Raw genomic sequence first — 24781 nt, 5'->3', positions numbered from 1 at the left:
CGCCGGCCGGGCGAACCCGGCCGACGGCCTTCGGTGTCCTACGACTCCCCGTGAGGGGAGGCGGGTCGGCTCAGAAGTCCATGCCGCCCATGCCACCGGTCGGGTCGCCCGCGGGGGCGGCCTTCTCCGGCTTGTCGGCCACGACGGCCTCGGTCGTGAGGAACAGCGCCGCGATGGAGGCGGCGTTCTGCAGCGCGGAGCGCGTGACCTTGACCGGGTCGTTCACTCCGGCGGCGAGGAGGTCCTCGTACACACCGGTCGCGGCGTTGAGGCCCTGGCCCGACGGGAGGTTGCGCACCTTCTCCGCCACGACGCCACCCTCGAGGCCCGCGTTGACCGCGATCTGCTTGAGCGGGGCGTCGATCGCGGCGCGCACGATCTGCGCACCGGTCGCCTCGTCGCCCTCGAGCTCGAGCTTCTCGAACGCCACGGCACCGGCCTGGATGAGCGCGACGCCACCACCGGCGACGATGCCCTCCTCGACGGCAGCCTTCGCGTTGCGGACGGCGTCCTCGATGCGGTGCTTGCGCTCCTTGAGCTCGACCTCCGTCGCGGCACCCGCCTTGATGACGGCCACGCCGCCGGCGAGCTTCGCGAGGCGCTCCTGGAGCTTCTCGCGGTCGTAGTCGGAGTCCGACTTCTCGATCTCGCCACGGATCTGGTTGACGCGACCCTGGATCAGGTCGGCGTCGCCCGCGCCCTCGACGATCGTGGTCTCGTCCTTCGTGACGACGACCTTGCGCGCCTGGCCGAGCAGGTCCAGCGTCGCGTTCTCGAGCTTGAGGCCCACCGTCTCGGTGATGACCTGGCCGCCGGTGAGGATCGCGATGTCCTGGAGCATGGCCTTGCGGCGGTCGCCGAAGCCCGGGGCCTTGACGGCGACGGACTTGAACGTGCCACGGATCTTGTTGAGCACCAGGGTCGCGAGCGCCTCGCCCTCGACGTCCTCGGCGATGATGAGGAGCGAGCGGCCGGCCTTCATGACCTGGTCGAGGACCGGGAGCAGGTCCTTCACGTTCGAGATCTTGGACTCGACGATGAGGACGTACGGGTCCTCGAGCACGGCCTCCTGGCGCTCGGGGTCCGTCTCGAAGTAGCGCGCGAGGAAGCCCTTGTCGAAGCGCATGCCCTCGGTGAGCTCGAGCTCGAGGCCGAACGTGTTCGACTCCTCGACCGTGATGACGCCCTCCTTGCCCACCTTGTCGAGGGCCTCGGCGATGAGCTCGCCGATCGCGGGGTCGCCGGCGGAGATGGCGGCCGTGGCGGCGATCTCCTCCTTGGTCTCGATGTCCTTCGCGGCGTTGAGCAGCTGCTCCGTCACCGCGTCGACGGCCTTCTCGATGCCGCGCTTGACGGCGATCGGGTTGGCGCCGGCCGCGACGACACGCAGGCCCTCGCGCACGAGCGCCTGGGCGAGCACGGTCGCGGTGGTCGTGCCGTCACCCGCGACGTCGTCGGTCTTCTTGGCGACCTCCTTGACGAGCTCCGCACCGATCTTCTCGTACGGGTCCTCGAGCTCGATCTCCTTGGCGATGGAGACGCCGTCGTTCGTGATGGTCGGCGCGCCCCACTTCTTGTCGAGCACGACGTTGCGGCCCTTGGGGCCGAGGGTGACCTTGACGGTGTCGGCGAGCGTGTTGAGCCCGCGCTCCATGCTCCGACGAGCCTCCTCGTCGAAGGCGATGATCTTGGCCATGGGGAATGATCCTCCGCTGGTGGCGTATGGCGGTCGGCCGGCGCCCGCGACGGACGGCCCACGACGGCGGCGTTCATGTCACGCCGCCAGGGCGGGCCTCACCTGTCGACCTGGTGGGTTGCGCCGCAGCCGCCTGAGCGGCTGCCTGCGCTGGTCACTTCTGTCACTCTCGTGACGAGAGTGCTAACGCCATTATTGGCACTCGCACGGTGCGAGTGCAAGACAGCGGCGCGCCACGCCGCCGCGTATCGCGAGGGGCGAAACCGAGCGCCGCGCGGCTCGCTCTAGGATGCGCGGTGTGATCCGCGCAACACCGTCGTGGCGCTCCCTCGCAGCCCTGGCCGGCTTCGTGCTGGTCCCTGCCCTCGGCCTGACCGCCGCGACCGCGGTCGCGGCGCCCTCGGGCGAGCACATCGACCTCTACCAGGACGGCGTCGCGGTGACGACCGGGCCCGACGGCGGCCCCGCGGTGCTGCGCCTCGCGCCCGGCGTGGGCGCGACCTACCTCGAGGGCAGCCGCGTGCTCGACCCGGCGGCGCTCGACCCCGGCGCGCTCGCCGCGGGCGTCGACCCCGCGGACGGCGAGGCGGACCGGCTCGCGCAGGTCGCCGGGGCGCGCCTCGACGCGACGGCCCTCCTCGACCCCGGTCTCGCCCACCAGACCGCCACCGCGTCGCGGGCCTGGCTCGCGTCCGGCGTCGTACCGGGGACAGGCGGGCCGTTCGCCGCGCTCGGCGAGGCGGCCCTCCTCGACCTGCGCGCGCTGACGCTCGACGACGGCGCCGCCCTCGCCGCGCCGTCGCCCAGGTGGCGCTACGTGTGGCCGCGCGACGCGTCGTTCACCGCGGCGGCGTTCGCACGCACCGGTCACGTCGACGACGCGCGCGCCGTCCTCGGCTTCCTCGCCCGGGTCCAGGAGGACGACGGCTCGTTCCACGCGCGCTACCTCCCCGACGGGTCGGGGGTCCCGGACGACCGGGGCATCCAGTCCGACGGCGTCGGCTGGGTCCTGTGGGCCACCGACGTCGTGCTGGAGGAGACGCCCGCCGCGGACCGCCCCGAGGTGGCCGCCGAGCTGCGCCCGCTGGTCGACGCCGCGACGGACCACGCGCTCGGGCTCGTCGACGGCGAGGACCCGCTGCCGCCGCCGTCGAGCGACTACTGGGAGGTCGAGCCCACGTCCCTCACGCTCGGGACCGCCGGACCGCTGCTCGCGGGCCTGGAGGCCGCGGCGGACGTGTACGCGGCCGCGGGCGAGGCGCCGCGCGCGCACGAGGCGACCCTCGCCGCCGCCCGTCTGCGCATGGCGGTCGAGCGCTCGTTCGGGTCCCAGGGCTACCCGCGCCACGTCACGGGCGGCGCGCGCGACGCCTCGACCGCGTTCGTGCTGCCGCCGTTCCAGCCGGAGCCGCTCGCCGGGGCGGACGAGGCCTGGCGCGCGTCCGTGCGCGAGATGCTGCGCCCGGCCGGCGGGCTCGCGCCGGGCGCGGGCTGGCGCGCCGACGGCATCTCGTGGACCCCCCAAACCACGCTGTACGCGCTGGCGGCGGCGTCGTCGTCCGACCCCGAGGACCGCGCCGACGCCGAGGAGTGGCTCCGCTGGGTCGACGACCACCGCACCGCGTCCGGGGCCATCCCGGAGAAGGTCCTCGCCGACGGCTCGCCCGCCGCCGTCGCGCCGCTGTCGTGGAGCTCCGCGCTCGTCGTGCTCGCGCTCGTGGAGCTCGGCAACCAGGGCACGCCGGGCGGCGCGGGCTGACGGTCCTCCTGGGCTCTCCCGGTCCGCCGCGGCCGGCGCGCCGGGGCTACCGGGTGGTCGCGCCGCTCGTCGCGACGGGCGCCAGGTCGGGCGCGTCGCGCACGTCGAACTCGCGCCTCAGCACCCGTTGCGCGGCGTACCAGCCCCCGAGGCCGTGCACGCCCGGCCCGGGCGGCGTGGACGCCGAGCACAGGTAGACGCCCTCCAGCCCGACGGCGTAGGGGTCGAACCGGGGCGTGGGCCGCGCGACCATCTGCCACATGCTCACGGCACCGCCCGCGATGTCGCCGCCCACGTAGCTCTCGTCGTGCGCCGCCATCTCCGCCGCGGGCACGCAGCGCGACGCCACGACGACGTCCCGGAAGCCCGGCGCGAACCGCTCGACCTGCGCGACGACGTCCTCCGTCACGTCGCGCGTCGACCCCGCGGGCACGTGCGCGTAGGTCCACAGCGGGCGCAGCCCGCCCGCCCCGCGCCCGGGGTCGACGACGGTCGGGTCGCTCACGAGCACCACGGGCCGGGCGGCGTGGCGACCGGCCGCGACGTCGGCCTCGCTGCGCGCCATCTCGGCGCGCGTCCCGCCGAGGTGCACGGTCCCCGCGCGCCCCACCTCCGGGTCTGCCCAGGGCACAGGCCCGGAGAGCACGAGGTCGACCTTCGCGGCGGCGTCGCCGTGCCGGAACCGGCGCAGCGCGTCCTCCGCGCGCGGCGGGAGCCGGTCCGCGAACACGTCCGCGACGACGCGCGGCGTCGTGTCGAACACGTAGGCGCGAGCCCGCGGGAGGTCGGCGCGCGAGCCGACCCGGTGGCCCGTGACGACGTCGCCCCCGTGGGCGCGCAGGTCGTCCTCGAGCGCGGCGACGATCGCGCCGGAGCCGCCGCGAGGCAGCGGCCATCCGCCCGGCGCGTGGCCGAGCGACGCCAGCAGCACCGCCGTCCCGGCCGCGGCGAGCGACGGGAGGCGGGAGATCGCGTGCGCCGCGACGCCCGTGAGGAGCGCGCCCGCCTCGTCGGTGCGGAAGCGCCGCGTCCACGCGGGGCTCCCCTGCTCGAGCACCGCCGCGCCGAACCGGGCCGTCACACCGGCGCCGCTCGGCGTGAGCACGCGTCCCGGCACCGAGCGCTTGTCGCCGAGGGCGACCGCGACGACGTCGCGCCACCCCTCGGAGAGCGGGCCGAGCAGGGCGCGCCAGGCGGCGCCGTCGACCCCGAGCCGTTCGACCGTGCGCTCGAGGTCGTGATAGGCCACGCCCGCGCGACCCCCGTCGAGGGGGTGGGCGTACGAGACCTCCGGCGCGAGCAGCTCCACGCCGCGCGCGCCGAGGTCGAACGCCTCGAAGAACGGCGAGGCCCACGCCATCGGGTGCACCGCCGAGCACACGTCGTGCACGACGCCGTCGGCCAGCCCGAGGTCGAGCGTGCGGGCTCCGCCGCCCGACGTCGGCTGCGCCTCCAGCACGCGCACGGAGAGACCGGCGCGTGCGAGGGTCACGGCGGCGGCCAGGCCGTTGGGGCCCGAACCGACGACGACGGCGTCGAGATCCTCCGTCACGCGACCCTCGGAGCCGGGCTCAGAGCGGCCGCACCTGCTCGGCCTGCGGGCCCTTGCTGCCCTGGCCGAGCTCGAACTCGACCTCCTGGCCCTCGTCGAGCGTGCGGTAGCCGTCCGTCTGGATCGCGCTGAAGTGCACGAAGAGGTCCTGCCCACCCGCTGCGGGCGTGATGAACCCGTAGCCCTTCTCGGCGTTGAACCACTTCACGGTCCCCTGAGCCATGTACGTCTCCTCGTGCATCGTCACCCGCGAGGCGACCGCCGCCCCGTGGTAGCCCGAGCCTAGCCCGCAGGCGGCGTGCACGGAAGGTCGAACGGCAGGTGGCGCTCGTCGGACTCCGGGCCGAACGAGCAGGTCACGCGGGTGCAGCGTCAGGTCGTGGTGCCACGGCCGGGGCGGCCCGGGGGTCCGGGTCAGCCGACCGGCGCCAGCTCGGACTTGATGATCACCGCGACGTCGCCCTCGCGCAGGCTGTCGACCTGGACGACGTTCTCCGCGGGGATGCCCAGCGTCGCGGCGACGGCGGCGGCGGTGTCGCTCCGCTCGGGCACGTACCAGACCGTGGTGACGTCGACCGGCGCCGGCCCGTTCGTGTAGTCCGTGGCGACGGTGTTGCTGAAGCCCTGCGCGTCGAGGGCGTCCTTGCCCTTGGCCGCCTCGCCGCCGATGCCGCTGTCGTTCAGCACGCGGACGTAGGCGCTCGGGTCGGCCGCCGCCATGAGCGTCGCGAGGTCCGGGGTCTCGGGCGTCTCCTCGGTCGCGGGCGGCTCCTCCGCGGCCGGCGGCTCCTCGGTCGCGGGCGGCTCCTCCGCCGCGGGCGGCTCCTCGGTCTCCGCGGGCGGCGGCTCCGTGGACTGCGCCTGCGGCGGGTCGTCCGTGGCACCGTTGTCGGACAGCAGCGCGACGCCCCCGTACGCGAGGCCGGCGAAGACGACGGCGACCAGCAGGAACGGCCACGTCTTGCTCCACCCGCTGCGCGGCGTGCGGTGCACCCCCACGGGCGCACCCTGCGGCGCGGGCGCGTCGAACTCGTCGGGCGCGTACGGGTAGCGGCTCTTCGTCACGGCGACAGGGTAGCCCGGTCGGGGCTCTCGGCTAAACGCCCTGTTCGCCCGGACTTCACGCGCGGCCCGTCGTCCCGGGTCAGAGACCCTCGAGCCGGCGCGCCGTGCGCGCCCGCTGCCGGGTGGACCGCATCCGCCGCAGCCGCTTGACGAGCATGGGGTCGTGCGCGAGCGCGGCCGGGGAGTCGATGAGCGCGTTGAGCACCTGGTAGTAGCGCGTCGCGGACATGTCGAACAGCTCGCGCACCGCCTGCTCCTTGGCGCCCGAGTACTTCCACCACTGCCGCTCGAACGCCAGGATCTCCTGGTCCCGCTCGCTCAGGCCCGACGCCGGCGCCTCCGAGGTGGTCGGGTCGCCGACCGCGTCGGGTCCGTCGAGCACGTACGCCGCCTCGCTCATCGTTCCCTCCCTGCACTCTCTCGTCACCGGACCTGCGCACTCCCGCGCGCGGCCGCCTCCCAGCCTACGCACGAACCACACCCGTGTCATTCGTCCTCGCCGCACGCTCCGGACGTGCCGAGGACGCCGGTTAGGCTCGGGGCCGTGGAGAGCGCACCCGCCCAGCCCGTCGCCGTCGACCCGGTCGCGACCGCCTCGACGGCCGACCCCCGCCCGGCCCTCGCGAGCATCATGGCGCCCGACTGGGCCGAGGCCCTCGCGCCCGTCGAGCCGCAGCTGCACGCGCTCGGCGACTTCCTGCGCGCCGAGGTGGCGGCCGGACGGGAGTACCTCCCCGCGCCGTCGGCCATCCTCAACGCGTTCTCGCGCCCCCTGGCCGAGGTGCGGGTGCTCGTCGTCGGGCAGGACCCGTACCCCACGCCCGGGCACCCGATGGGGCTGTCGTTCTCCGTGCAGCCGCACGTGCGCCCCGTGCCCCGCTCGCTCCAGAACATCTTCGCCGAGCTCGCGGACGACGTCGGCGCCCCGACCCCCGCGAACGGCGACCTGTCCGCGTGGAGCGACCAGGGCGTCATGCTCCTCAACCGCGTGCTCACGGTCCGTCCGGGCGAGCCCGGGTCTCACCGCGGCCAGGGCTGGGAGGCCGTCACCGAGGCGGCGATCCGGGCGCTCGTCGCGCGCGACGCCCCGCTCGTCGCGATCCTCTGGGGTCGCGACGCCGCGACCCTGCGCCCGATGCTCGGCGACACCCCCGTCGTCGCGAGCGCCCACCCGAGCCCGCTCTCCGCGCGCCGCGGCTTCTTCGGGTCGCGCCCGTTCTCGCGGGTCAACGAGCTCCTCCTCGCCCAGGGCGCCGCCCCCGTCGACTGGACCCTCCCCACCACCTGACCTCCGCCCGCCCCCCGTCTCCGCCGAGCAGGTGGTCCTGGCTCGTCCGCGCCGCGTGACGCGCCAGGACCGCCTGCTCGACCCGCCAGGATCGCCGGGTCGACGGCGCACCGCCCTGCAGGAGCACAATGGGGCGGGTGACGACGCAGAACCCGACGACCACTCCCCTGGCCGGTGACACCGCCGACGCACGCCGACCCGACGACCCCGCTCCGCGCTGGACGAGCTACGTCGCGATCGGCGACTCGTTCACCGAAGGGCTGTGGGACCCGTACCCCGGCGAGGAGGACCACCAGCGCGGGTGGGCCGACCTTCTCGCTCAGCACCTTGCGACCCGCCGCGTCGCCGCCGGCGAGGACCCGCTGCGGTACGCGAACCTCGCCATCCGCGGGCGCAAGCTGCGCTCGATCCTCACGGAGCAGGTGCCGGCGGCGCTCGAGCTCCGGCCGGACCTCGTGAGCGTCATCGGCGGCGGCAACGACATCCTGCGGCCGAACGCCGACGTCGACCGCCTCGCGCGCAACCTCGAGCACGCGGTCTCGCGCCTGCGCGGCGCGGGGATCGACGTGCTCATGGCGACCGGCTTCGACGCCTCGCAGTCGCCGCTGGTCGGCCTCACGCGCCCGCGCGTCGGCGTGTACAACGCCCACATCTGGTCGATCGCGCGTCGGCAGGGCGCGTACGTGCTGGACCTGTGGGGCATGCGCGCGCTCCAGGACTGGCGCGTGTGGTCGGAGGACCGCATCCACCTGACGCCCGCGGGGCACGCCCGGGTCGCCCAGGCGGCGCTCGTCGCGCTCGGCCAGGCGCCCGACGACGCCGCGTGGGACGACCCGCTGGCTCCCCTCCCGCCCGCGCCGGCTCTCGACCGCGCCCGGCAGAACGCGCAGTGGGTGCGCACGCACGTCGTGCCGTGGGCGCAGCGGCGGCTGCGCGGGACGTCGTCGGGCGACGGGCGGCTCCCCAAGGCGCCCGAGCTCCTGCCCGTCCCGCTCGCCGACCGCTGAGCGCGGGCGACCTCGGCAGCACCTGCCGAGATCGGCTCGCGCCACCACCGATCCGGGCAGCGACTGCCGACCGACTGCTGACCCCGCGGTGCGCACCGGCACGACGACGCCCCCGGCTCCGTGGAGCCGGGGGCGTCGTGGTGGAGCCGCCTGTCGGATTCGAACCGACGACCGTTCGCTTACAAGGCGAGTGCTCTACCGGCTGAGCTAAGGCGGCGTTCCCGGGGCTGCCGGGCGAGCGAACAGACTACCTGCTCGCCCGGCGCGCCCCGGTCGGCGGCCCGCGCCGGTCACGGCGTGGGCGGCGCGGGTCAGGACACCGACGACGTGCCGGTCAGCCCTGGGCGGCGGTGACGGCCTGCGGGAGCGCGTTCGGGTCGCTCCAGTTGCCGTCCCACCGCTCGCCGTTGATCGTGATCGTCGGCGTGCCGAACCCGCGCTCGCCGTGCAGCGACGTGTCCTGGTTCACCAGGCTCGACGCCGTCGCGACCCAGTCGCCGAACGTCTCGACGGCCGTCCCGTCCTCGATGCCGGCAGCGACGTCGGCGGGCACGCCCGCCTGCTCCGCGATGTCGGCGATCTGGGCGTCGGTCAGGGTCTCGCTGCCCTCCTGGGGCTGGTTCTGGAACATCGCGGTGTTGAAGTCGTTCATCGACTCGGGCGCGCGGTCGGCGACCCAGGCCGCCGCGGCGGCGGAACGCGTCGAGAACTGCTGCGACTGCGCGACGCGGTCGAGGATCGAGATCGGGTGCAGCACGACGGTCACGTCACCGGACTCGCGGAGCTGGTCGAGCGTCGCGCCGTTCGTCTCCTCGAACTGGCCGCAGATGGGGCACATGTAGTCGAGGTAGACCCCGACCTCGACGGCACCCTCGTTCTGCGTCCCGGCGGCGCCGTCCGCACCGATCGGGATGCCGCCGTCCTCGGCGTCGCTCGTGGCGGGGCTCGTGACGTCGGCGAGGTTGCCCGCCGCGACGGCGTCGATCGTCTTGTTCCGGTCGTTCATGGCCGGGATCCACACGGCGAGGAACACGCCGACGAGGACGAGGACGCCCGCGACGAGCGCTCCGATCGTGATGAGGCGGTTGCGCTTGTCGCGCTTGGCCTGCGCCTCGCGCAGCGCGAGCGCCTCCGCGCGTGCGGCCTCGCGACGCTGGGCCTTGGTCTGGGTTTCGTTGCTGGGCATGGTCGTCCTCCGAGGGAGTGCCGAGAGCTGGGGATGTGGCAGGGTGCGCGCCGACGGGGTCGCGCGGGCCGTGCGTCCGACGACGTCGTCAGACGAGCGCGACCTGCGGAGGCCCGCGCCGGGTGCGCACCACCGTGTCGGCGAGGTGGTGCAGCGCGGTGGGGACGGCGTCGGGCACCGGGCGCACGACGCGGCGCGCGACCCCGACGAGCGACCCCACGGGGCGCAGCGCCCCCCGGAGCACGGCGCGCAGCGCACGCCCGGCCCCGGTCACGACGGCGCGGGAGCGCTCGTGCGCGCGTCGCGCCCACGCGGAGAGCCCCCACGCGACGGCAGCCGCCGCCGCGTGGGCAACGACGACGGGCAGCGCGAGCGCGCCCACGACGGTGACCATGGCGGCCGGGTCGCCCCCGAGCGCGGTGCCCGACGGGCAGTCCGGCACCTCGTGGACGAGCGCGAGGTGCATCCCGGCGGCTCCCCACACCCCCGGCACCGTCACGCACTGGTGCACGACGGCGTACCCGCGGTCGGCGAGGTGCGTCACCACGGCGGCGAGGAGGGTGAGGAGCAGGAGCGCGGGGCCGAGCAGACGGCCGGCTGCGGGCACGACGGACGTGCGCGTCACGCCGCGCGACAGGGCGCGCGGCACCGTCGTCCGGAGCACGGCGCCCATCCTACGCGCGCGGCCTGGCAGCGGGCTGGGAAGGGCCGGTGCCGGCTCAGCGCAGCGACGGCGGGCCGGGGAACGGCCACCAGGTGACGCCCGGGTCGCCCCCGAGGAGCACGAGGGACACGACGGTGAGCACGAGACCCAGGCCGGCGAGCACGAGCGTCCCCGTGCGGCCGGGGGCGAGCCGCGCCAGCGCGGTCCGCGTCCCGTACCGCGTGAGGTGCGTCAGGGGCCCGACCCAGGCCAGGGTCACCGCCGCGACCGCCGCGAGGCACAGCAGCGCGGTCGTCACGACGGGCGCGTTGCCGCCGTCGGGACCCTCGACGACGACCCAGCGGTCGGACTCGAGCAACCACCACCCGGCCACGACCACGAGCACCGCGGCGCACGCCGCGACCAGGAGGGACGGGAGCGCGCCGACGAGCGCGCGCACGACGTACCACGGCGACGCCGCGACCGCGCGCACCGTGTCCCGCGACGAGACGCCGCGCCGCTCGCGCCGCGCGTGCAGCGACTCGGTCGTCACGCCGACGACGCGCGCGAGCACGACCAGCACCGACAGCACGACGAACGCCACGCCGGGGTACGTCCCGCCGAGCAGCACGAGCGGCACGGCGAGCAGGAGCAGCGCGGTGCGCCGTGCCGCGGGCACGGGGCGCACGTAGAGCGGTTCGCCGTCCTCGCCGAGGGGAGGGGCGCCGAGGTCGTCCATGAGGTCGTGCCCGACGGGGACGGCCATCGTGCGGCCGTCGTTGACCTGCGCCTGCGACGTGGGCAGGGGCGGCGGCACGACCTGGGCCTGGCCGGTCCACGCGGACGCGCCGGTCCACGCCTGGGCCCCCGTGCCGCCGGGCACGACGGCGACGGGCGGCACCACCTGGGTCGGTCCGGTGGGCGGCGCGACCACCTGGGTCGCGGGCGCGGCGTCGCCGGTGTCGGCCGCGTGCCGCAGGGCGGCCACGACCTCGGTCGGCCCGAGGCGCTGTGCCGGGTCGGCGTGCAGCGCACGACCGATCGCGTGCGCGGTGACGGGCCCCAGGCCGGCGAGGTCGGGGCGTCCGCTGCGCGCGCGGGCGAGCACGACGTCCGTCGGGCGCACGCCGAACGGCGCCCGTCCGGTCGCCGCGTAGGCGAGCAGAGCAGCCCACCCCCACCAGTCGGTGTCCACGCTGGGGGCCGCGCCCTCGAGCAGCTCGGGCGCCAGGTACCCCGGGGTGCCCATGACGAGGCCCGTGGACGTGACGCGCGCGTCCTCGAGCCCCTGGGCGATGCCGAAGTCGATGAGCACGGGTCCCCGGGAGGACACCATGACGTTGCTCGGCTTGAGGTCGCGGTGCACGACGCCGGCCGCGTGCACGGCCTCGAGCGCCGCGGCGAGCTGGTCGGCGAGCTCGTAGAGGTCCCAGGCGTCGAGCGGCCCGCCCTCGGCGATCTCGTCCTCGAGCGTGGGTCCGTCGACGAGCTCGGTGACGATGAACGCGTCCGGGCCGTCGAGCTCGACGTCGAGGATCTGCGCGACGGCGGGGTGCCGCAGGCGCTGGAGGGCGCGGGCCTCGCGGCGCAGCCGTTCGCGGCCCTGCGCGGCGGCGTCGAGGTCGACGTGCGCGTGCAGGAGCTTGATCGCGACGAGGTTGCCGCCGCCGTCGTGCGCGCTGTGGACGGTGCCCATGGCGCCGGACCCGAGCCGCGCACCGATGTGGTAGCCCCCGACCTCGCTGCCGGGTGCGGGTCCGCGCGACGGCCCCCCGGCGACGTTCCGTGCCTCGACGCGCTGCGTGGGCTCCTCCATGGTGACAAGGTAGCCGCAGTGGACGGGCCGGCGCTGGAGGGTGCGGCCCCGACGGGACCGGTGGGCGACCCGGCCCGGGGCGGCGTCCGGCACGCGACCGGCACCGGACGACCCGTCCATGCGCCCGACGAGCGGACTACCCTGGGCCGCCCAGGCGCGATTCATCGAAGCTCAAGGAGAGGTCCATTGACAGGCAAAGAGGGATTCGATCTCGTCGTGGTGGCCAACCGGCTGCCCGTGGACTTCACGGTCGGCCCCGGCGGTGAGATCGAGTGGAAGCGGTCGCCCGGAGGCCTGGTCACGGCGCTCGAGCCCGTCATGCAGGCGTCCGACGGCGCCTGGGTCGGCTGGTCCGGCGCGCCCGACCTGGCGAGCGAGCCGTTCGACGCCGACGAGATGCGCCTCGTGCCCGTGACGCTCTCGGCCGACGAGATCGAGCGGTACTACGAGGGCTTCTCGAACGACACGCTCTGGCCGCTCTACCACGACGTCATCTCGCCGCCCACGTACCACCGCACGTGGTGGGACGCGTACCGCCGCGTCAACCAGCGCTTCGCCGACGCCGCCGTCGCGCAGGCGGCGCCGGGCGCCGTCGTCTGGGTGCACGACTACCAGCTCCAGCTCGTGCCGCAGATGATCCGCGCCCAGCGCCCGGACGTGCGGATCGGGTTCTTCAACCACATCCCGTTCCCCCCGCTCGAGCTGTTCCAGCAGCTGCCGTGGCGCCGCCAGGTGATCGACGGCCTGCTGGGCGCGGACCTCGTGGGCTTCCAGCGCGCGGGCGACGCCGCGAACTTCATCCGCGCGGTGCGACGGCTGCGCGCCCACACGACGCGCGGGCCGATCATCACGGTCCCGGGCGAGGACGGGCGCGACCGCCACGTCCGCGCCGCCGCGTTCCCCATCTCGATCGACTCGCGCCGGTTCGACGAGCTCGCCCGCACGCCCGAGGTCCAGCAGCGCTCGCGCGAGATCCGCGCGGACCTCGGCGACCCGGACATCATGATGCTCGGCGTCGACCGCCTCGACTACACCAAGGGCATCCGGCACCGCATCAAGGCGTACGGCGAGCTGCTGCAGGACGGCCGCCTCGACGTCGAGCACGCCACGCTCGTCCAGGTCGCGAGCCCGAGCCGCGAGAACGTCGACGCCTACCAGGAGCTGCGCGAGCACGTCGAGGGCGCGGTCGGGCGGATCAACGGCGAGTACGCAGAGATCGGGCACGCCGCGATCCACTACCTGCACCACTCCTACCCGCCCGAGGAGATGGCCGCGCTGTACCTCGCGGCCGACGTCATGCTCGTCACGGCGCTGCGCGACGGCATGAACCTCGTCGCGAAGGAGTACGTCGCGGCCCGCTCGGACGACCGCGGGGTGCTCGTGCTCTCCGAGTTCACCGGCGCCGCCGACGAGCTCTCGTCCGGCGCGCTCCTCGTCAACCCGCACGACATCGACGGGATGAAGGACATCATCGTCGCGGCCGCGCACATGGACCACCGCGAGCAGCGCAAGCGCATGCGCCGGCTGCGCCGCAAGGTCCTCACCGACGACGTCGCGCGGTGGTCGGAGTCGTTCCTCGGCGTCCTCACCGCGATGCCGTCCCGCGTGCCGCGCCGCCGCCCGGAGGACGACGAGCCGGGTGCGCCGCAGGACGCCCGCCAGGCCGCTGACGAGCCCGCGGAGCAGGGCGCGTGACCGCGACGCACCACCCCGCGCCCGTGCCCGGGCCGGTCGCCGACGCCGTGCGCGCCTTCGCGGCGGACGCGGACGGCGCACCCGCCGCGCGGCTCGTCGCGCTCGACTTCGACGGCACGCTCTCGCCGCTCGTCGACGACCCGCTCGCCGCGCGCATGGCGCCGTCCGCCCGGGCCGCCGTCGACCGGCTGGCCGCCGCGCTCGTCGGCACGACGACGCGCCTCGCCCTCGTCTCGGGCCGCAACCTCGCGGACCTCGCCGAGCGCAGCGAGCCGCCCGTCGGCACGTACCTCGTGGGCAGCCACGGTGCCGAGACCGGGCACGTGACCGAGGACGGGCTCGACGCCGTCCCGCTCGACCTCACGCCGGAGCAGGCCGACCACCTCGCCGCCCTGCGCGCGGGCATGGCCGAGGCCGTCGCGGGGCGGGAGGGCGCGTGGGTGCAGGAGAAGCCGAGCGCCGCCGTCCTGCACACGCGGCTCGCCTCGGCGGCGGACACGCAGGCCGCCGAGGACCTGGCCGACGCGGTGGCCGAGCGGCTCGGGCTGCACGCGATGCACGGGAAGGACGTCGTCGAGGTCGCGGTCGTCGAGACGTCGAAGGGCGAGGCGGTGGACCGGCTGCGGGACGTCGTCGGGCAGGACGCCGGGTGCCCCGACGCGCGCACGCGCGTGCTCTACGCGGGCGACGACACGACCGACGAGACGGCGTTCGCCGTGCTCGGCCCGGGCGACCTGGGCGTCAAGGTGGGCGACGGCGACACGCTCGCCGAGCAGCGCGTGCCCGACGCCGACGCGCTCGCCGCGGTGCTCGACCTCCTCGCGGACCTCCTGGAGCGCCGGGAGCGCCGGGAGGGCTGACCCCGGGGCGGGGTCCGCCGGGCGCGCGCCCGGCGGGCCCTGCCGCCCGCACCGAACCGCTACCGGATCGTGACCGACGCTGTGACGAAGCACTCAGGACCGGGAGTAGGATCGGGTCACGATGACGTCGGGTCCCCTGCTCGTTCCGGAGGGGGTCCGACTTCTTCTGTGTCGTCGAAGACACGCTCGTCCGCCATCGCGAACAGCTACGTCGACGTGGCACGTCACTGCACAACGGATCGTCCGGCACGTACCTGCCGGTGGAGGGATGTACCAGTCATGGCTACGGTCACCTACGACCACGCAACCCGCGTCTACCCCGGGACCGAGCGTCCTGCCGTGGACCAGCTCAACCTGCACATCGAGGACGGCGAGTTCCTCGTCCTCGTCGGCCCCTCGGGCTGCGGCAAGTCGACCTCGCTCCGCATGCTCGCGGGCCTCGAGGACGTCAACGGCGGACACATCTACATCGGCGACCGCGACGTCACGGACGTCCAGCCGAAGGACCGCGACATCGCGATGGTGTTCCAGAACTACGCGCTGTACCCGCACATGTCCGTCGCGGACAACATGGGCTTCGCGCTGAAGATCGCCGGCACGCCGAAGGCGGAGATCCGCCAGCGCGTCGAGGAGGCCGCGAAGATCCTCGACCTCACCGAGTACCTCGACCGCAAGCCGAAGGCGCTCTCCGGTGGTCAGCGCCAGCGCGTCGCGATGGGCCGTGCGATCGTCCGTCAGCCGCAGGTGTTCCTCATGGACGAGCCGCTGTCGAACCTCGACGCCAAGCTCCGCGTCCAGACGCGCACCCAGATCGCGTCGCTCCAGCGCCGCCTCGGTGTCACGACGGTCTACGTCACGCACGACCAGACCGAGGCCCTCACCATGGGCGACCGCATCGCGGTCCTCAAGGACGGTCTGCTCCAGCAGGTCGGCACGCCGCGCGAGATGTACGACACGCCGGCCAACGTCTTCGTCGCGGGCTTCATCGGCTCGCCGGCGATGAACATCGGCACGTTCGCGGTCAACAACGGCGTCGCCGAGGTCGGCCCCGCGCGCATCGCGCTCGAGCGCGAGACGGCCGCCAAGATCACCGAGGCCGACAACGGCAAGGTGACGATCGGCTTCCGTCCCGAGGCGCTCGACGTCGTGTCGCAGGCCAACGAGGCCGCGTTCCCGGTCGAGGTCAACATCGTCGAGGAGCTCGGCTCCGACGCGTTCGTCTACGGCACGCTCAAGGGTGACCTGGCCTCGCAGGCCGACGTCCACTCGGGCGCCGGCGACAACCAGGTCATCGTCCGCGTCGACCCGCGCAACGTCCCGGCCAAGGGCGAGCGCATCTACGTGACGATCCGCCCGGGTCAGTCGCACGTCTTCGGTGCCGCCTCGGGTCAGCGCATCAGCTGACACCTCGCACCACCGCCGCAGGGCGGGTCCTCCCGGTCGGGAGGGCCCGCCCTGCGGCGTTACGGGCTCGCGACGGCGAGGCACGCCCTCCCGCCGACCCGTCGGGTCCGTGCCCTTGACAGGGTCATGGGGGACCTCAAGACTGCTTTTGCACACACGACGCCAAAAGTCGTCTGTTCGTCACCCAAATCGACAACGCTGTCAATTGGAGCCTCATGCAGATCCCGTCCCCCTCCCCGCGCGCCCGGCGCCTCGGCGCGGCGCTGGCCACCGGCGCGCTCGTCGCGACCGCGCTCGCCACCGCGCCGGCCGTCGCAGCGCCCGTCGGGCCCGCGCCGTCCGCGGGTCCGTCGACCACCGCCGCCGTCACGTGCGACGCGGACGACGGCCTCCCCGACGCCAAGATCTCGATCCAGCTCTACACGCACGTGGGCGAGCTCGGCGGCTCGGGGACCCCGTCACCGGAGACCCTCGACCGCGTGCTCGGCGAGGTGGCCGCGGCCGGGTTCACGAACGTCGAGCCGTACAACCAGCCCTACGCGATGCCGGTCGACGACTACCGGGCGATCCTCGACCGGCACGGCCTCCAGGTGTCGTCGAGCCACGGCAGCACGGACCGGGCCACGTGGCCCGCGACGGTCGCGTACGCCGTCGCGCTGGGCCAGGACTACATCGGGACCGGCGGCATGGCGGGCGGCTACGGCACCTACGACGAGGCGGTCGCCACCGCGGCGTACGTGAACGAGCTCGGGAAGTACGCGCACGAGAACGGCGCGAACAAGATCGTGCTGCACAACCACCAGAGCGAGTTCACCACGCGGTACACCCACCCGGGGACGGGCGAGACGGTCAGTGCCTGGGAGGTCATCGAGGAGAACACCGACCCGCGCTACGTCACGTTCGAGCTCGACGTCGGCTGGGCCGCCGACGCCGGCCTCGACGTCCCGGCGTGGATCGAGGAGCACGGGGACCGCATCGAGCTGCTCCACATCAAGGACGCCGTGAACGTCGACGCGCCGGGCGACATGCGGCAGGTCGCGCTCGGCCGCGGCGAGCTCGACCTCCCGGCGATCATCGCCGCGGCCGAGCCCTACGTCGAGTACTTCACCTACGAGTGGGACTGGGCACCGTCGTTCGAGACCTCCGCGGAGTCCTACCAGTACCTGCGCTGCTTCCGGTCCGACGACGGGGGCGGCGAGGAGGACGAGGACTCGCTCGCCCTGGGCCGGCCCGTGACGGCCTCCAGCATCGACGAGGCCGGCCACGAGCCCGAGAAGGCGGTCGACGGCAACGCCGGGACCCGCTGGAGCAGCGCGTGGAGCGAGCCCGAGTGGATCGCGGTGGACCTCGGCGCGAGCTACGACCTGAGCCGCGTCGTCGTCGACTGGGAGACGGCGTACGGGTCGGGCTACGAGGTCCAGACGTCCCACGACGGCGAGACCTGGACCACGGTCCGCACCGTCACCGACGGTGACGGCGGGTTCGACGACCTGGAGATCACCGGGACGGGCCGGCACGTGCGGCTCTACCTCACCGAGCGCGCGACGCAGTGGGGCTTCTCCCTCTACGAGCTCGAGGTCTACGGCGCACCGGCCGGACAGCTCGACCTCGACGTCGAGGTGCAGGCCCGCTGCCTCGCCGGCCAGGCGTACGTCGCCGTCCGGGCGACGAACGGCGAGGACCAGCCCGTCGACGTGACGCTCGCGACGCCGTACGGCACCCGCGAGGTCGCCGACGTCGCCCCGGGCGCGAACGCGTACCAGTCGTTCGCGGTGCGTTCCACCTCCGTCGATAACGGGTCGGTGACCGTCACCGGCACCGCGACGGTCGACGGCGAGGACGTCACGTCGACGGTCGAGGTCGACCACGACGCGGTCGCCTGCGCCTGACCTGCGGCACCTCGTCGCGGGGCGGGTCCGACCTCACGGGTCGGGCCCGCCCCGCCCGGGCCCCACGACCATGGACAATGGACCCGTGACGGTGCACAACCTGCAGATCACCGCGTCGGCCCCCGACCCGGCGCTCCTCGACCTGCCCTGGGACGTCCCGCTCGAGGAATGGCCGGCGGAGACGCTCGCCGCCCTCCCCCGCGGCATCTCGCGGCACATCGTGCGGTTCGTCCGCCTCTCCGGGCGGGTGATCGCGATCAAGGAGATCGGCGAGACGGTCGCGTACCGCGAGTACGAGCTGCTGCGGCAGCTCCGCCGGCTCGAGGTGCCGAGCGTCGTCCCGGTGGGCGTCATCACCGGACGCCAGGACGCGAACGGCGAGCGGCTCGAGGCCGTGCTCATCACCGAGCACCTCCAGTTCTCGCTCCCCTACCGCGCGCTGTTCAGCCAGTCGCTGCGGCCGGACACGGCCACGCGCCTCATCGACGCGCTCGCCGTCCTCCTCGTGCGCCTGCACCTCGTGGGCTTCTACTGGGGCGACGTGTCGCTGTCGAACACGCTGTTCCGGCGCGACGCGGAGACGTTCGCCGCCTTCCTCGTGGACGCCGAGACGGGTGACCTGCACCGCGAGCTCTCCCCCGGCCAGCGCTCGTACGACGTCGACCTCGCGCGCACGAACATCATCGGCGAGCTCATGGACCTCGCCGCCGGCGAGCTGCTCGACGAGGACGTGGACGAGGTCGCGATCGGCGACGCGCTCGTCGCGCGCTACGAGGAGCTGTGGGAGGCGCTGACGACGTCCGAGTCGTTCGACGCGAACGAGCGGTGGCGCGTCGCGGCCCGCATCGAGCACCTCAACAACCTCGGGTTCGACGTCGACGAGCTCGCGATCACGACCGACATCGACGGCACGACCGTGCAGATCCAGCCGAAGGTCGTGGACGCGGGGCACCACTCGCGACGCCTGCTGCGCCTCACCGGCCTCGACGTGCAGGAGAACCAGGCCCGCCGTCTGCTCAACGACCTGGACTCGTTCCGCGCGGCGGCCGAGCGGCAGAACGACGACGAGGAGTTCGTCGCGCACGACTGGCTGAGCGGCGTGTTCGAGCCCACGATCCAGGCCGTGCCGCGGAACCTGCGCCGCAAGCTCGAGCCGGCGCAGCTCTTCCACGAGATCCTCGACCACCGCTGGTTCATCTCGGAGCGCGCCGGTCGCGACGTGCCGATGGCGGAGGCGACGCAGTCGTACGTGGAGAACGTCCTGCGCCACCGCCCGGACGAGAAGGCGATCCTCGGCCTCGCACCGGGCGAGAAGGACCCCGAGTACTACGGCTGACGGACGCGCGTCGCCCCGCCGTCCGAGGACCGGCGGGGCGACGCGGGCACCGCGTGGCGTTGTGTGCTGCCGGGCGCGCCGGCGTCAGGCCTCGCGCCGCAGGCGCGCGACCTCGTAGAGCGAGATGCCCGTCGCGACGGCGGCGTTGAGCGACTCCGTGTCCGACCCGATGGGGATGGACGCGACGACGTCGCACGCCTCGCGCACGAGGCGGGACAGGCCCTTGCCCTCCGACCCCGCGACGACGACGAGCGGCTCGGTCGCGAGCTCGAGGTCGCCGATCGCCGTGGTGCCGCCCGCGTCGAGCCCGACGACGAAGCACCCCGCCTTCTTCAGCTCGCCGAGCGCGCGCACGAGGTTGGTCGCCCGGGCGACCGGGACGCGCGCGGCGGCACCCGCCGAGACCTTCCACGCGGACGCGGTGACGCCCGCGGCGCGGCGCTCGGGCACGAGGACGCCGTGCGCGCCGAACGCGCCCGCGGAGCGGAGCACCGCGCCGAGGTTGCGCGGGTCCGTGACGCCGTCGAGCGCGACGACGAGCGGCGGCCGCCCCGACTCCTCGGCGGCGTCGAGCAGGTCGTCCACGTCCGCGTACTCGTACGGCGGGACCTTGATCGCGACGCCCTGGTGCACGGCCCCGTCGGTGAGACGGTCGAGCTCGGGCTTGCCCACCTCGAGGAGGTCGTAGCCGCGGCCCGCGACGATGTCGACGATCTCGCGCGTGCGGTCGTCGGCGTCGAGGCGCGACGCGAGGTAGACCACCTCGACGGGGATGCGCGCGCGCAGCGCCTCCAGGACGGAGTTGCGACCCGCGACGACCTCCTGGACCGACCCGCGGCCCTTGGGGCCGCCGCCGCGCGAGGCCCCGCCGCGCGACGTGCCGGCACGCTCGGTGCCGCGCGCCGGGCCGCCGCGCCCGGTCGCGCGCTTCTCGTCGGCCACCTTGCGCTTGTGCGCCGCGTGGTAGACGCGGTCCTCGGCCTTCGGGGTCGGCCCGCGGCCCTCGAGGCCCTTGCGCCGCTGCCCGCCCGAGCCGACGGTCGCGCCCTTCTTGCTTCCGGGCTTGCGGGTCGCGCCGCGTCGTTGTGAGTTGCCAGCCATGGTGCACCGATCGTGTCGTCGTTCAGGTCAGTTCAGGTCAGTCCACGTCGGGTTCGGCGCCCGGCGTGCGTGTCTCGCTCCTGGGTCCAGTGTCCCCCAGACACCCCGCCGAAAGGGAACCGTGGTCGTCACCAGGGTTCTCCCGCGCGCTACCAGAGCTCTACCTCGCGTTACCGGAGCTCTGTCTCGTGCTACCGGAGCTCTGTCTCGTGCGCCGGCGGGTGGCTCCCGGCCGTCGTCCGGTGGGCGTCAGGCGAGGGTCCAGCGCGCGCCGTCGGCCGAGTCCTCGACCGCGACGCCCGCCGCGGCGAGCCGGTCGCGGATCGCGTCGGCCGTCGCGAAGTCCCGCGACGCGCGCGCCTCGGCCCGCGCCGCGAGCTCCGCGCCGACGACGGCGTCGAGCACCGCCGCGTAGCGCGAGTCACCGCGGTCGGCCCACTGCGCGTCGCCCGGGTCGAGTCCGAGCACGTCGAGCATCGCGCGCACCGCCACGAGGTGGTGGCGCGCGACGGCGTCCGCGGCCGTCGTCCGGTCCGCGAGCGCCGCGTTGCCCGCGCGCAGGTGCTCGTGCACGACGGCGAGCGCCGCCGGCACGTTGAGGTCGTCGTCCATCGCCGCGGTGAAGGCGGTCGGGAGCTCGGCGTCGCGCACGTCGTCGACCTCGCCCACCCGCTCGGTCGCCCGCTCGACGAAGCCCGCCAGCCGCTCCCACGTCGCCTCGGCCTCGACGACCGTGGCGGGGGTCCACTCGAGCATCGAGCGGTACTGCACGGACGCGAGCGCGTAGCGCAGCACGGCGGGGCTCGTGGTCGCGAGGACCTCGCGCACGAGCAGCCCGTTGCCGAGCGACTTGCTCATCTTGGCGCCGCCCTGCGTGACCCACGCGCTGTGCAGCCAGTGCTGGGCGAACCCGTAGCCCGCGGCGCGCGACTGGGCCTGCTCGTTCTCGTGGTGGGGGAACCGCAGGTCGAGGCCGCCCCCGTGGAGGTCGAACGTGTCGCCGAGGTAGCGGCGCGCCATCGCGGAGCACTCGAGGTGCCAGCCCGGACGGCCGCGCCCGAACGGCGTGTCCCACGACGCGGTCTCCGGCTCGCCCGGCTTCGGGGCCTTCCACAGCGCGAAGTCGCGCGGGTCGCGCTTGGCGGCGGCCTCCTCGGCGTCGGCGGGGACGTCGTCGGGCACGGGGTTGAGGTCCTCGAGGCGCTGGTTGGTGAGCGCGCCGTACTCGGGCCAGGACCGCACGTCGAACCACACGTCGCCGGGGCCCGTGGTGTAGGCGTGGCCGCGCTCGACGAGGCGCTGCATGAGCTGGACCATGTCCGGGACGTGGCCCGTCGCGCGCGGCTCGTACGTGGGGGGCAGCACGCCCAGGGCGTCGTACGCGGCGGTGAACGCGCGCTCGTACGTCGCGGCCCAGGCCCACCAGGGCTCGCCCGCGTCGGCCGACTTCGCGAGGATCTTGTCGTCGATGTCGGTGACGTTGCGGATGAGCGTCACCCGCGCGCCGCCGCGCCGGAGCCAGCGCACGAGCACGTCGAACGCGACGGCCGAGCGCATGTGCCCGATGTGGGGGGCGGCCTGGACGGTGGCGCCGCACAGGTAGATGCCGACCTCGCCCGGGGTCAGGGGGACGAAGTCGCGCACGTCCCGCGTGGCGGTGTCGAACAGGCGAAGGGTCACGCCGCAAGGGTACCGGGGACGCACCGTCGCGGCCGAAGCGACGCCGGGGCGACGGCCGGCCCGTCCCCGCCGCGTCAGCCGAAGCTCTTGCCCTCCCCGCGGTACGTCGGGACGACGTCGACCACCTCGTCGCCGCGCACGAGGTGCACGCGGTCGAACCGCTCCATGGCCTCGCCGGCCTTGCCGTGGCGGAACCAGACGCGGTCCCCCACGCCCAGGTCGGGCGCCCCGGCGGCGCCGCGCGACCGGTGCAGCGGCGTCTGCACCTCGCCCGCGCCCTCGCGGCCCGTGAGCGACCAGCCCGGCGTCACGACGCGCGGCAGACGGCTGCGGGTCGCCGGGCCGGACGCGACGTACCCGCCGCCGAACGCCGTCGCCCAGCCCGGGCCCGGGACGCGCACGACGTCGAGGCCGAAGAACGCCGACGGCCGGGGCCGGAACGCGCGGTACTCGTCGAACAGGCCCGGGACGTACAGGCCCGACCCGGCCGTCACCTCGGTCACGACCGCGTCGGCGGACGACGTCTCGAGGGACCCCGTGCCGCCCGAGTTCACGAGCTCGAGGCCGTGCCCGACGACGTCCCGCACCGCCGCGACGACCTCGCCCCGGCGCTCGCCCAGCTCGAGCACCGAGAGCCGCTTGACCGCGCGGACGGCGAGGCTGGAGTCCGGCATCCCGGCGACCTGCGCCTCGTAGAACATGAGGCCCCGCAGCGCGAGACCGGGCGTCGAGACGACCCGGGCGGCGAGCGACGCGACGTCGCGCGCACCGTGCAGGGGCGAGCGGCGCGTGCCCAGGTGGACCGTCACGAGACCGAGGCCCACGCGCAGCGACGCGTCCACGTCGAGGCACACCCGCACGGGCGGCTCGTCCCCGGTGCCGGTCTCGGCGAGCGCGTGGCGCACGAGCTCCAGGTGCGCGGCGTCGTCGACCATGAGCGTGACCTCGCGCCGGCCGGCCTCGTGGCGGGCGAGCGCCGCGAGCGCCCCGCGGTCGACCGACGGGTAGCCCACGAGGACGTCGCGGACGCCCGACTCGACGAGCCACAGCGCCTCGCGCACCGAGTACGCCATGACGCCCTGGAAGCCCCGCTCGCCCGCGCGCGCGACGAGCGAGCGCACCCGCACGGACTTCGACGCGACCCGCACGGGGACGCCGCCCGCGCGCGCGAGCAGCTCGTCGGCGTTGGCGTCGAACCGGTCGAGGTCGACGACGGCGAGCGGGCCGTCGAGCGTCGCGGTCGCGCGGGTCAGGCGGGCCAGGAGCGACGGCGTCGCGCCCCGCTCGTCACCGTCCTGCGGGCCCGCGCCCTGGTCCGCCCCCGGTGCCGTGTGGGTCGTCATGGGGAGAACGTACGCCACCCGCCGGGCGTGAGACAGTACGACCTGTGAGCAGCGACGACGCCCTCTCCTGGACCAACTGGGCCCGCACGGCCTCCGCGACGCCGCGCCGTCGGGCCTCGCCGCGCGACGAGGCGGAGCTGGGCGGCCTCGTCGCCCGCGCCGCGGCGGAGGGCATGCCCGTCCGCGCAGTGGGTGCCGGGCACTCGTTCACCCCGGCTGCGGTCACGGACGGCCTCCTGCTCGACCTCGACCGGCTCAGCCTCGTCGAGCGCATCGCGCGCGGCGGGGCGGACGGCACCGACGGCGACGCGATCCTCGTGACCGTCGGGGCGGGCATCCGCCTGCACCGGCTCAACGAGGCGCTCGCCGCCGCGGGGCTCGCGATGCGCAACCTCGGGGACATCGACCGGCAGTCGGTCGCGGGCGCGATCTCGACGGGCACCCACGGCACCGGGGCACGCCTCGGCGGTCTCGCGACGCAGGTGCGCGGCGTCCGCGTCGTGGGGGCCGACGGCGAGGTGCGCGAGGCGTCGCCCGCGCACGAGCCGGGCCTGTTCGAGGTGAGCCGGCTCGGGCTGGGGGTCACGGGCATCCTGTCCGCGGTGACGCTCGAGGTGGTCCCGGCGTTCCTCCTGCGCGCGCAGGAGGAGCCGTGGCCGCTCGACCGCGTGCTCGAACGGCTCGGCACGCCCGACGACCCCGACGGGCTCGTCGGCGGCAACGACCACTTCGAGTTCTACTGGTTCCCCCACACCCGCCGGGCGCTGACCAAGCGCAACAACCGCCTCGCGCCCGACGAGGAGGCCGTCGAGCTCGAGCGGCTGCGCACCACGGGCCCCGGGCCGGTCGCGCGGGCGCGCACGTGGGTCGACGAGGAGCTCCTGTCGAACGGCGCGTTCGAGCTCGTGAACCGGCTCGCGACCGCGGTCCCGCGCGTCACGCCGCGCCTCAACGCCGTCTCTGCGCGGGCGCTCGCGCCGCGCACGTACGTCGCGCCGTCGCACCACGTGTTCGTCACGTCGCGCCGCGTCCGGTTCCGCGAGATGGAGTACGCCGTGCCGCGCGAGCACCTCGTCGACGTGCTGTCGAGCATCGACGCGTGGCTGGACCGGTCCGGCGAGCACGTGCCGTTCCCCGTCGAGGTCCGGTTCGCGGCGCCCGACGACGTGTGGCTCTCCACGGCCCACGGTCGCGAGACCGCCTACGTCGCCGTGCACCAGTACGCGCGCCTGCCGCACGAGCGGTACTTCGACGCCGTCGAGCGCATCGTCGCCGAGGTGGGGGGCCGCCCGCACTGGGGCAAGATGCACGGCCTGGCGGCGGACCGGTTCCGGGAGCTCTACCCGCGGTTCGACGACGCCGTCGCCGTCCGCGACGCGACGGACCCCGAGGGCGTGTTCGCGAACGGCTACACCGACCGCGTGCTCGGCCCGGCCCCGGCCGCGCGGCGCTGACCGGCGA

Annotated in this window: 20 protein-coding genes and 1 tRNA gene; 9 read left to right on the top strand and 12 right to left on the bottom strand. The window is 74.8% G+C overall.

Annotated elements, in window-relative coordinates:
- Positions 1 to 70: 70 nt before the first annotated feature.
- Complete coding sequence (gene groL / locus ACPCUX_RS05210; RefSeq protein ID WP_031315159.1) at positions 71 to 1696, bottom strand: chaperonin GroEL; 1626 nt, start codon at positions 1694 to 1696, stop codon at positions 71 to 73.
- A gap of 289 nt (positions 1697 to 1985) precedes the next feature.
- On the opposite strand from groL, the gene ACPCUX_RS05205 reads away from it, so the two are divergent.
- On the top strand, positions 1986 to 3455 hold the full coding sequence (locus ACPCUX_RS05205; RefSeq protein WP_423388281.1) for a glycoside hydrolase family 15: 1470 nt from the start codon (positions 1986 to 1988) through the stop codon (positions 3453 to 3455).
- A gap of 46 nt (positions 3456 to 3501) precedes the next feature.
- On the opposite strand, the gene ACPCUX_RS05200 is transcribed toward ACPCUX_RS05205, so the two are convergent.
- The 4 genes from ACPCUX_RS05200 to ACPCUX_RS05185 all read right to left on the bottom strand — a co-directional run bounded on the left by ACPCUX_RS05200 (position 3502) and on the right by ACPCUX_RS05185 (position 6472).
- Entirely contained in the window at positions 3502 to 5007 is a 1506-nt protein-coding gene (locus ACPCUX_RS05200; protein ID WP_423388280.1) for a phytoene desaturase family protein, read from the bottom strand.
- A gap of 19 nt (positions 5008 to 5026) precedes the next feature.
- A complete protein-coding gene (locus ACPCUX_RS05195) occupies positions 5027 to 5230 on the bottom strand; it encodes a cold-shock protein (RefSeq protein ID WP_021482750.1) in 204 nt (67 codons plus the stop codon).
- Between the two features lie 191 nt (positions 5231 to 5421).
- Complete coding sequence (locus ACPCUX_RS05190) at positions 5422 to 6072, bottom strand: LytR C-terminal domain-containing protein (protein WP_157446603.1); 651 nt, start codon at positions 6070 to 6072, stop codon at positions 5422 to 5424.
- Between the two features lie 79 nt (positions 6073 to 6151).
- Positions 6152 to 6472, bottom strand: a complete 321-nt coding sequence (locus tag ACPCUX_RS05185) for a DUF3263 domain-containing protein (RefSeq protein ID WP_021482752.1) — start codon at positions 6470 to 6472, stop codon at positions 6152 to 6154.
- Positions 6473 to 6700: 228 nt separating this feature from the next.
- Here ACPCUX_RS05185 and ACPCUX_RS05180 point away from each other — a divergent pair, with 228 nt between their 5' ends.
- Entirely contained in the window at positions 6701 to 7360 is a 660-nt protein-coding gene (locus ACPCUX_RS05180) for a uracil-DNA glycosylase (RefSeq protein WP_256380374.1), read from the top strand.
- A 128-nt stretch (positions 7361 to 7488) separates the two neighbouring features.
- Positions 7489 to 8367 (top strand): SGNH/GDSL hydrolase family protein, encoded by an 879-nt coding sequence (locus ACPCUX_RS05175; RefSeq protein WP_083711973.1) that lies wholly within the window; start codon positions 7489 to 7491, stop codon positions 8365 to 8367.
- Between the two features lie 141 nt (positions 8368 to 8508).
- On the opposite strand, the gene ACPCUX_RS05170 is transcribed toward ACPCUX_RS05175, so the two are convergent.
- From ACPCUX_RS05170 to ACPCUX_RS05155, 4 genes are all read right to left on the bottom strand, one after another.
- Positions 8509 to 8584 (bottom strand) — tRNA-Thr (locus ACPCUX_RS05170).
- Positions 8585 to 8701: 117 nt separating this feature from the next.
- The gene (locus ACPCUX_RS05165; protein WP_076406173.1) at positions 8702 to 9553 is read right to left on the bottom strand and encodes a DsbA family protein; all 852 of its coding nucleotides are present in this window, start codon (positions 9551 to 9553) and stop codon (positions 8702 to 8704) included.
- An 88-nt stretch (positions 9554 to 9641) separates the two neighbouring features.
- A complete protein-coding gene (locus ACPCUX_RS05160) occupies positions 9642 to 10217 on the bottom strand; it encodes a hypothetical protein (protein WP_423388279.1) in 576 nt (191 codons plus the stop codon).
- A 55-nt stretch (positions 10218 to 10272) separates the two neighbouring features.
- Positions 10273 to 12012, bottom strand: coding sequence for a serine/threonine-protein kinase (locus ACPCUX_RS05155; RefSeq protein WP_308821572.1), 1740 nt, complete (start codon positions 12010 to 12012; stop codon positions 10273 to 10275).
- 216 nt (positions 12013 to 12228) lie between these two features.
- On the opposite strand from ACPCUX_RS05155, the gene ACPCUX_RS05150 reads away from it, so the two are divergent.
- The 5 genes from ACPCUX_RS05150 (at position 12229) to ACPCUX_RS05130 (ending at position 19196) form a co-directional block, all read left to right on the top strand.
- Entirely contained in the window at positions 12229 to 13707 is a 1479-nt protein-coding gene (locus tag ACPCUX_RS05150; RefSeq protein WP_319946782.1) for an alpha,alpha-trehalose-phosphate synthase (UDP-forming), read from the top strand.
- Positions 13704 to 14567 carry a trehalose-phosphatase gene (gene otsB / locus ACPCUX_RS05145; protein WP_423388278.1) on the top strand — a complete coding sequence of 288 codons (864 nt, stop codon included), beginning with the start codon at positions 13704 to 13706 and terminating at the stop codon, positions 14565 to 14567. Before ACPCUX_RS05150 ends, otsB begins: the two co-directional genes overlap by 4 nt.
- Before the next feature lie 279 nt (positions 14568 to 14846).
- The gene (locus ACPCUX_RS05140) at positions 14847 to 15971 is read left to right on the top strand and encodes an ABC transporter ATP-binding protein (RefSeq protein WP_021483311.1); all 1125 of its coding nucleotides are present in this window, start codon (positions 14847 to 14849) and stop codon (positions 15969 to 15971) included.
- A gap of 215 nt (positions 15972 to 16186) precedes the next feature.
- Positions 16187 to 17860 carry a discoidin domain-containing protein gene (locus ACPCUX_RS05135; RefSeq protein ID WP_423388277.1) on the top strand — a complete coding sequence of 558 codons (1674 nt, stop codon included), beginning with the start codon at positions 16187 to 16189 and terminating at the stop codon, positions 17858 to 17860.
- A 70-nt stretch (positions 17861 to 17930) separates the two neighbouring features.
- Positions 17931 to 19196, top strand: a complete 1266-nt coding sequence (locus tag ACPCUX_RS05130; protein WP_034654006.1) for a DUF4032 domain-containing protein — start codon at positions 17931 to 17933, stop codon at positions 19194 to 19196.
- An 84-nt stretch (positions 19197 to 19280) separates the two neighbouring features.
- Here the strand turns inward: ACPCUX_RS05130 and rlmB are convergent, their stop codons facing one another.
- The 3 genes from rlmB to ACPCUX_RS05115 form a co-directional block, all read right to left on the bottom strand.
- Complete coding sequence (gene rlmB, locus ACPCUX_RS05125) at positions 19281 to 20297, bottom strand: 23S rRNA (guanosine(2251)-2'-O)-methyltransferase RlmB (RefSeq protein ID WP_034654007.1); 1017 nt, start codon at positions 20295 to 20297, stop codon at positions 19281 to 19283.
- A gap of 249 nt (positions 20298 to 20546) precedes the next feature.
- On the bottom strand, positions 20547 to 21977 hold the full coding sequence (gene cysS, locus ACPCUX_RS05120) for a cysteine--tRNA ligase (RefSeq protein ID WP_034654010.1): 1431 nt from the start codon (positions 21975 to 21977) through the stop codon (positions 20547 to 20549).
- 74 nt (positions 21978 to 22051) lie between these two features.
- On the bottom strand, positions 22052 to 23320 hold the full coding sequence (locus ACPCUX_RS05115) for an alanine racemase (protein ID WP_137281512.1): 1269 nt from the start codon (positions 23318 to 23320) through the stop codon (positions 22052 to 22054).
- Positions 23321 to 23364: 44 nt separating this feature from the next.
- On the opposite strand from ACPCUX_RS05115, the gene ACPCUX_RS05110 reads away from it, so the two are divergent.
- Positions 23365 to 24774 carry a D-arabinono-1,4-lactone oxidase gene (locus ACPCUX_RS05110; RefSeq protein ID WP_354807056.1) on the top strand — a complete coding sequence of 470 codons (1410 nt, stop codon included), beginning with the start codon at positions 23365 to 23367 and terminating at the stop codon, positions 24772 to 24774.
- Positions 24775 to 24781: the final 7 nt, after the last annotated feature.

The organism is Cellulosimicrobium sp. AB352 (genome assembly GCF_049538415.1).
Lineage (GTDB): Bacteria > Actinomycetota > Actinomycetes > Actinomycetales > Cellulomonadaceae > Cellulosimicrobium > Cellulosimicrobium funkei.
The sequence above is the reverse complement of the archived record's forward strand: the minus strand, read 5'-3'. Positions and strand labels throughout refer to the sequence as shown.

Coding starts and splice junctions, on each gene's coding strand:
- ACPCUX_RS05175 (WP_083711973.1), top strand. CDS start 7,489: ATGGGGCGGGTGACGACGCAGAACCCGACGACCACTCCCCTGGCCGGT.
- rlmB (WP_034654007.1), bottom strand. CDS start 20,297: ATGGCTGGCAACTCACAACGACGCGGCGCGACCCGCAAGCCCGGAAGC.
- ACPCUX_RS05195 (WP_021482750.1), bottom strand. CDS start 5,230: ATGGCTCAGGGGACCGTGAAGTGGTTCAACGCCGAGAAGGGCTACGGG.
- ACPCUX_RS05140 (WP_021483311.1), top strand. CDS start 14,847: ATGGCTACGGTCACCTACGACCACGCAACCCGCGTCTACCCCGGGACC.
- groL (WP_031315159.1), bottom strand. CDS start 1,696: ATGGCCAAGATCATCGCCTTCGACGAGGAGGCTCGTCGGAGCATGGAG.
- ACPCUX_RS05185 (WP_021482752.1), bottom strand. CDS start 6,472: ATGAGCGAGGCGGCGTACGTGCTCGACGGACCCGACGCGGTCGGCGAC.
- ACPCUX_RS05115 (WP_137281512.1), bottom strand. CDS start 23,320: ATGACGACCCACACGGCACCGGGGGCGGACCAGGGCGCGGGCCCGCAG.
- ACPCUX_RS05165 (WP_076406173.1), bottom strand. CDS start 9,553: ATGCCCAGCAACGAAACCCAGACCAAGGCCCAGCGTCGCGAGGCCGCA.
- ACPCUX_RS05135 (WP_423388277.1), top strand. CDS start 16,187: ATGCAGATCCCGTCCCCCTCCCCGCGCGCCCGGCGCCTCGGCGCGGCG.
- ACPCUX_RS05130 (WP_034654006.1), top strand. CDS start 17,931: ATGGACAATGGACCCGTGACGGTGCACAACCTGCAGATCACCGCGTCG.
- ACPCUX_RS05205 (WP_423388281.1), top strand. CDS start 1,986: ATGCGCGGTGTGATCCGCGCAACACCGTCGTGGCGCTCCCTCGCAGCC.
- ACPCUX_RS05155 (WP_308821572.1), bottom strand. CDS start 12,012: ATGGAGGAGCCCACGCAGCGCGTCGAGGCACGGAACGTCGCCGGGGGG.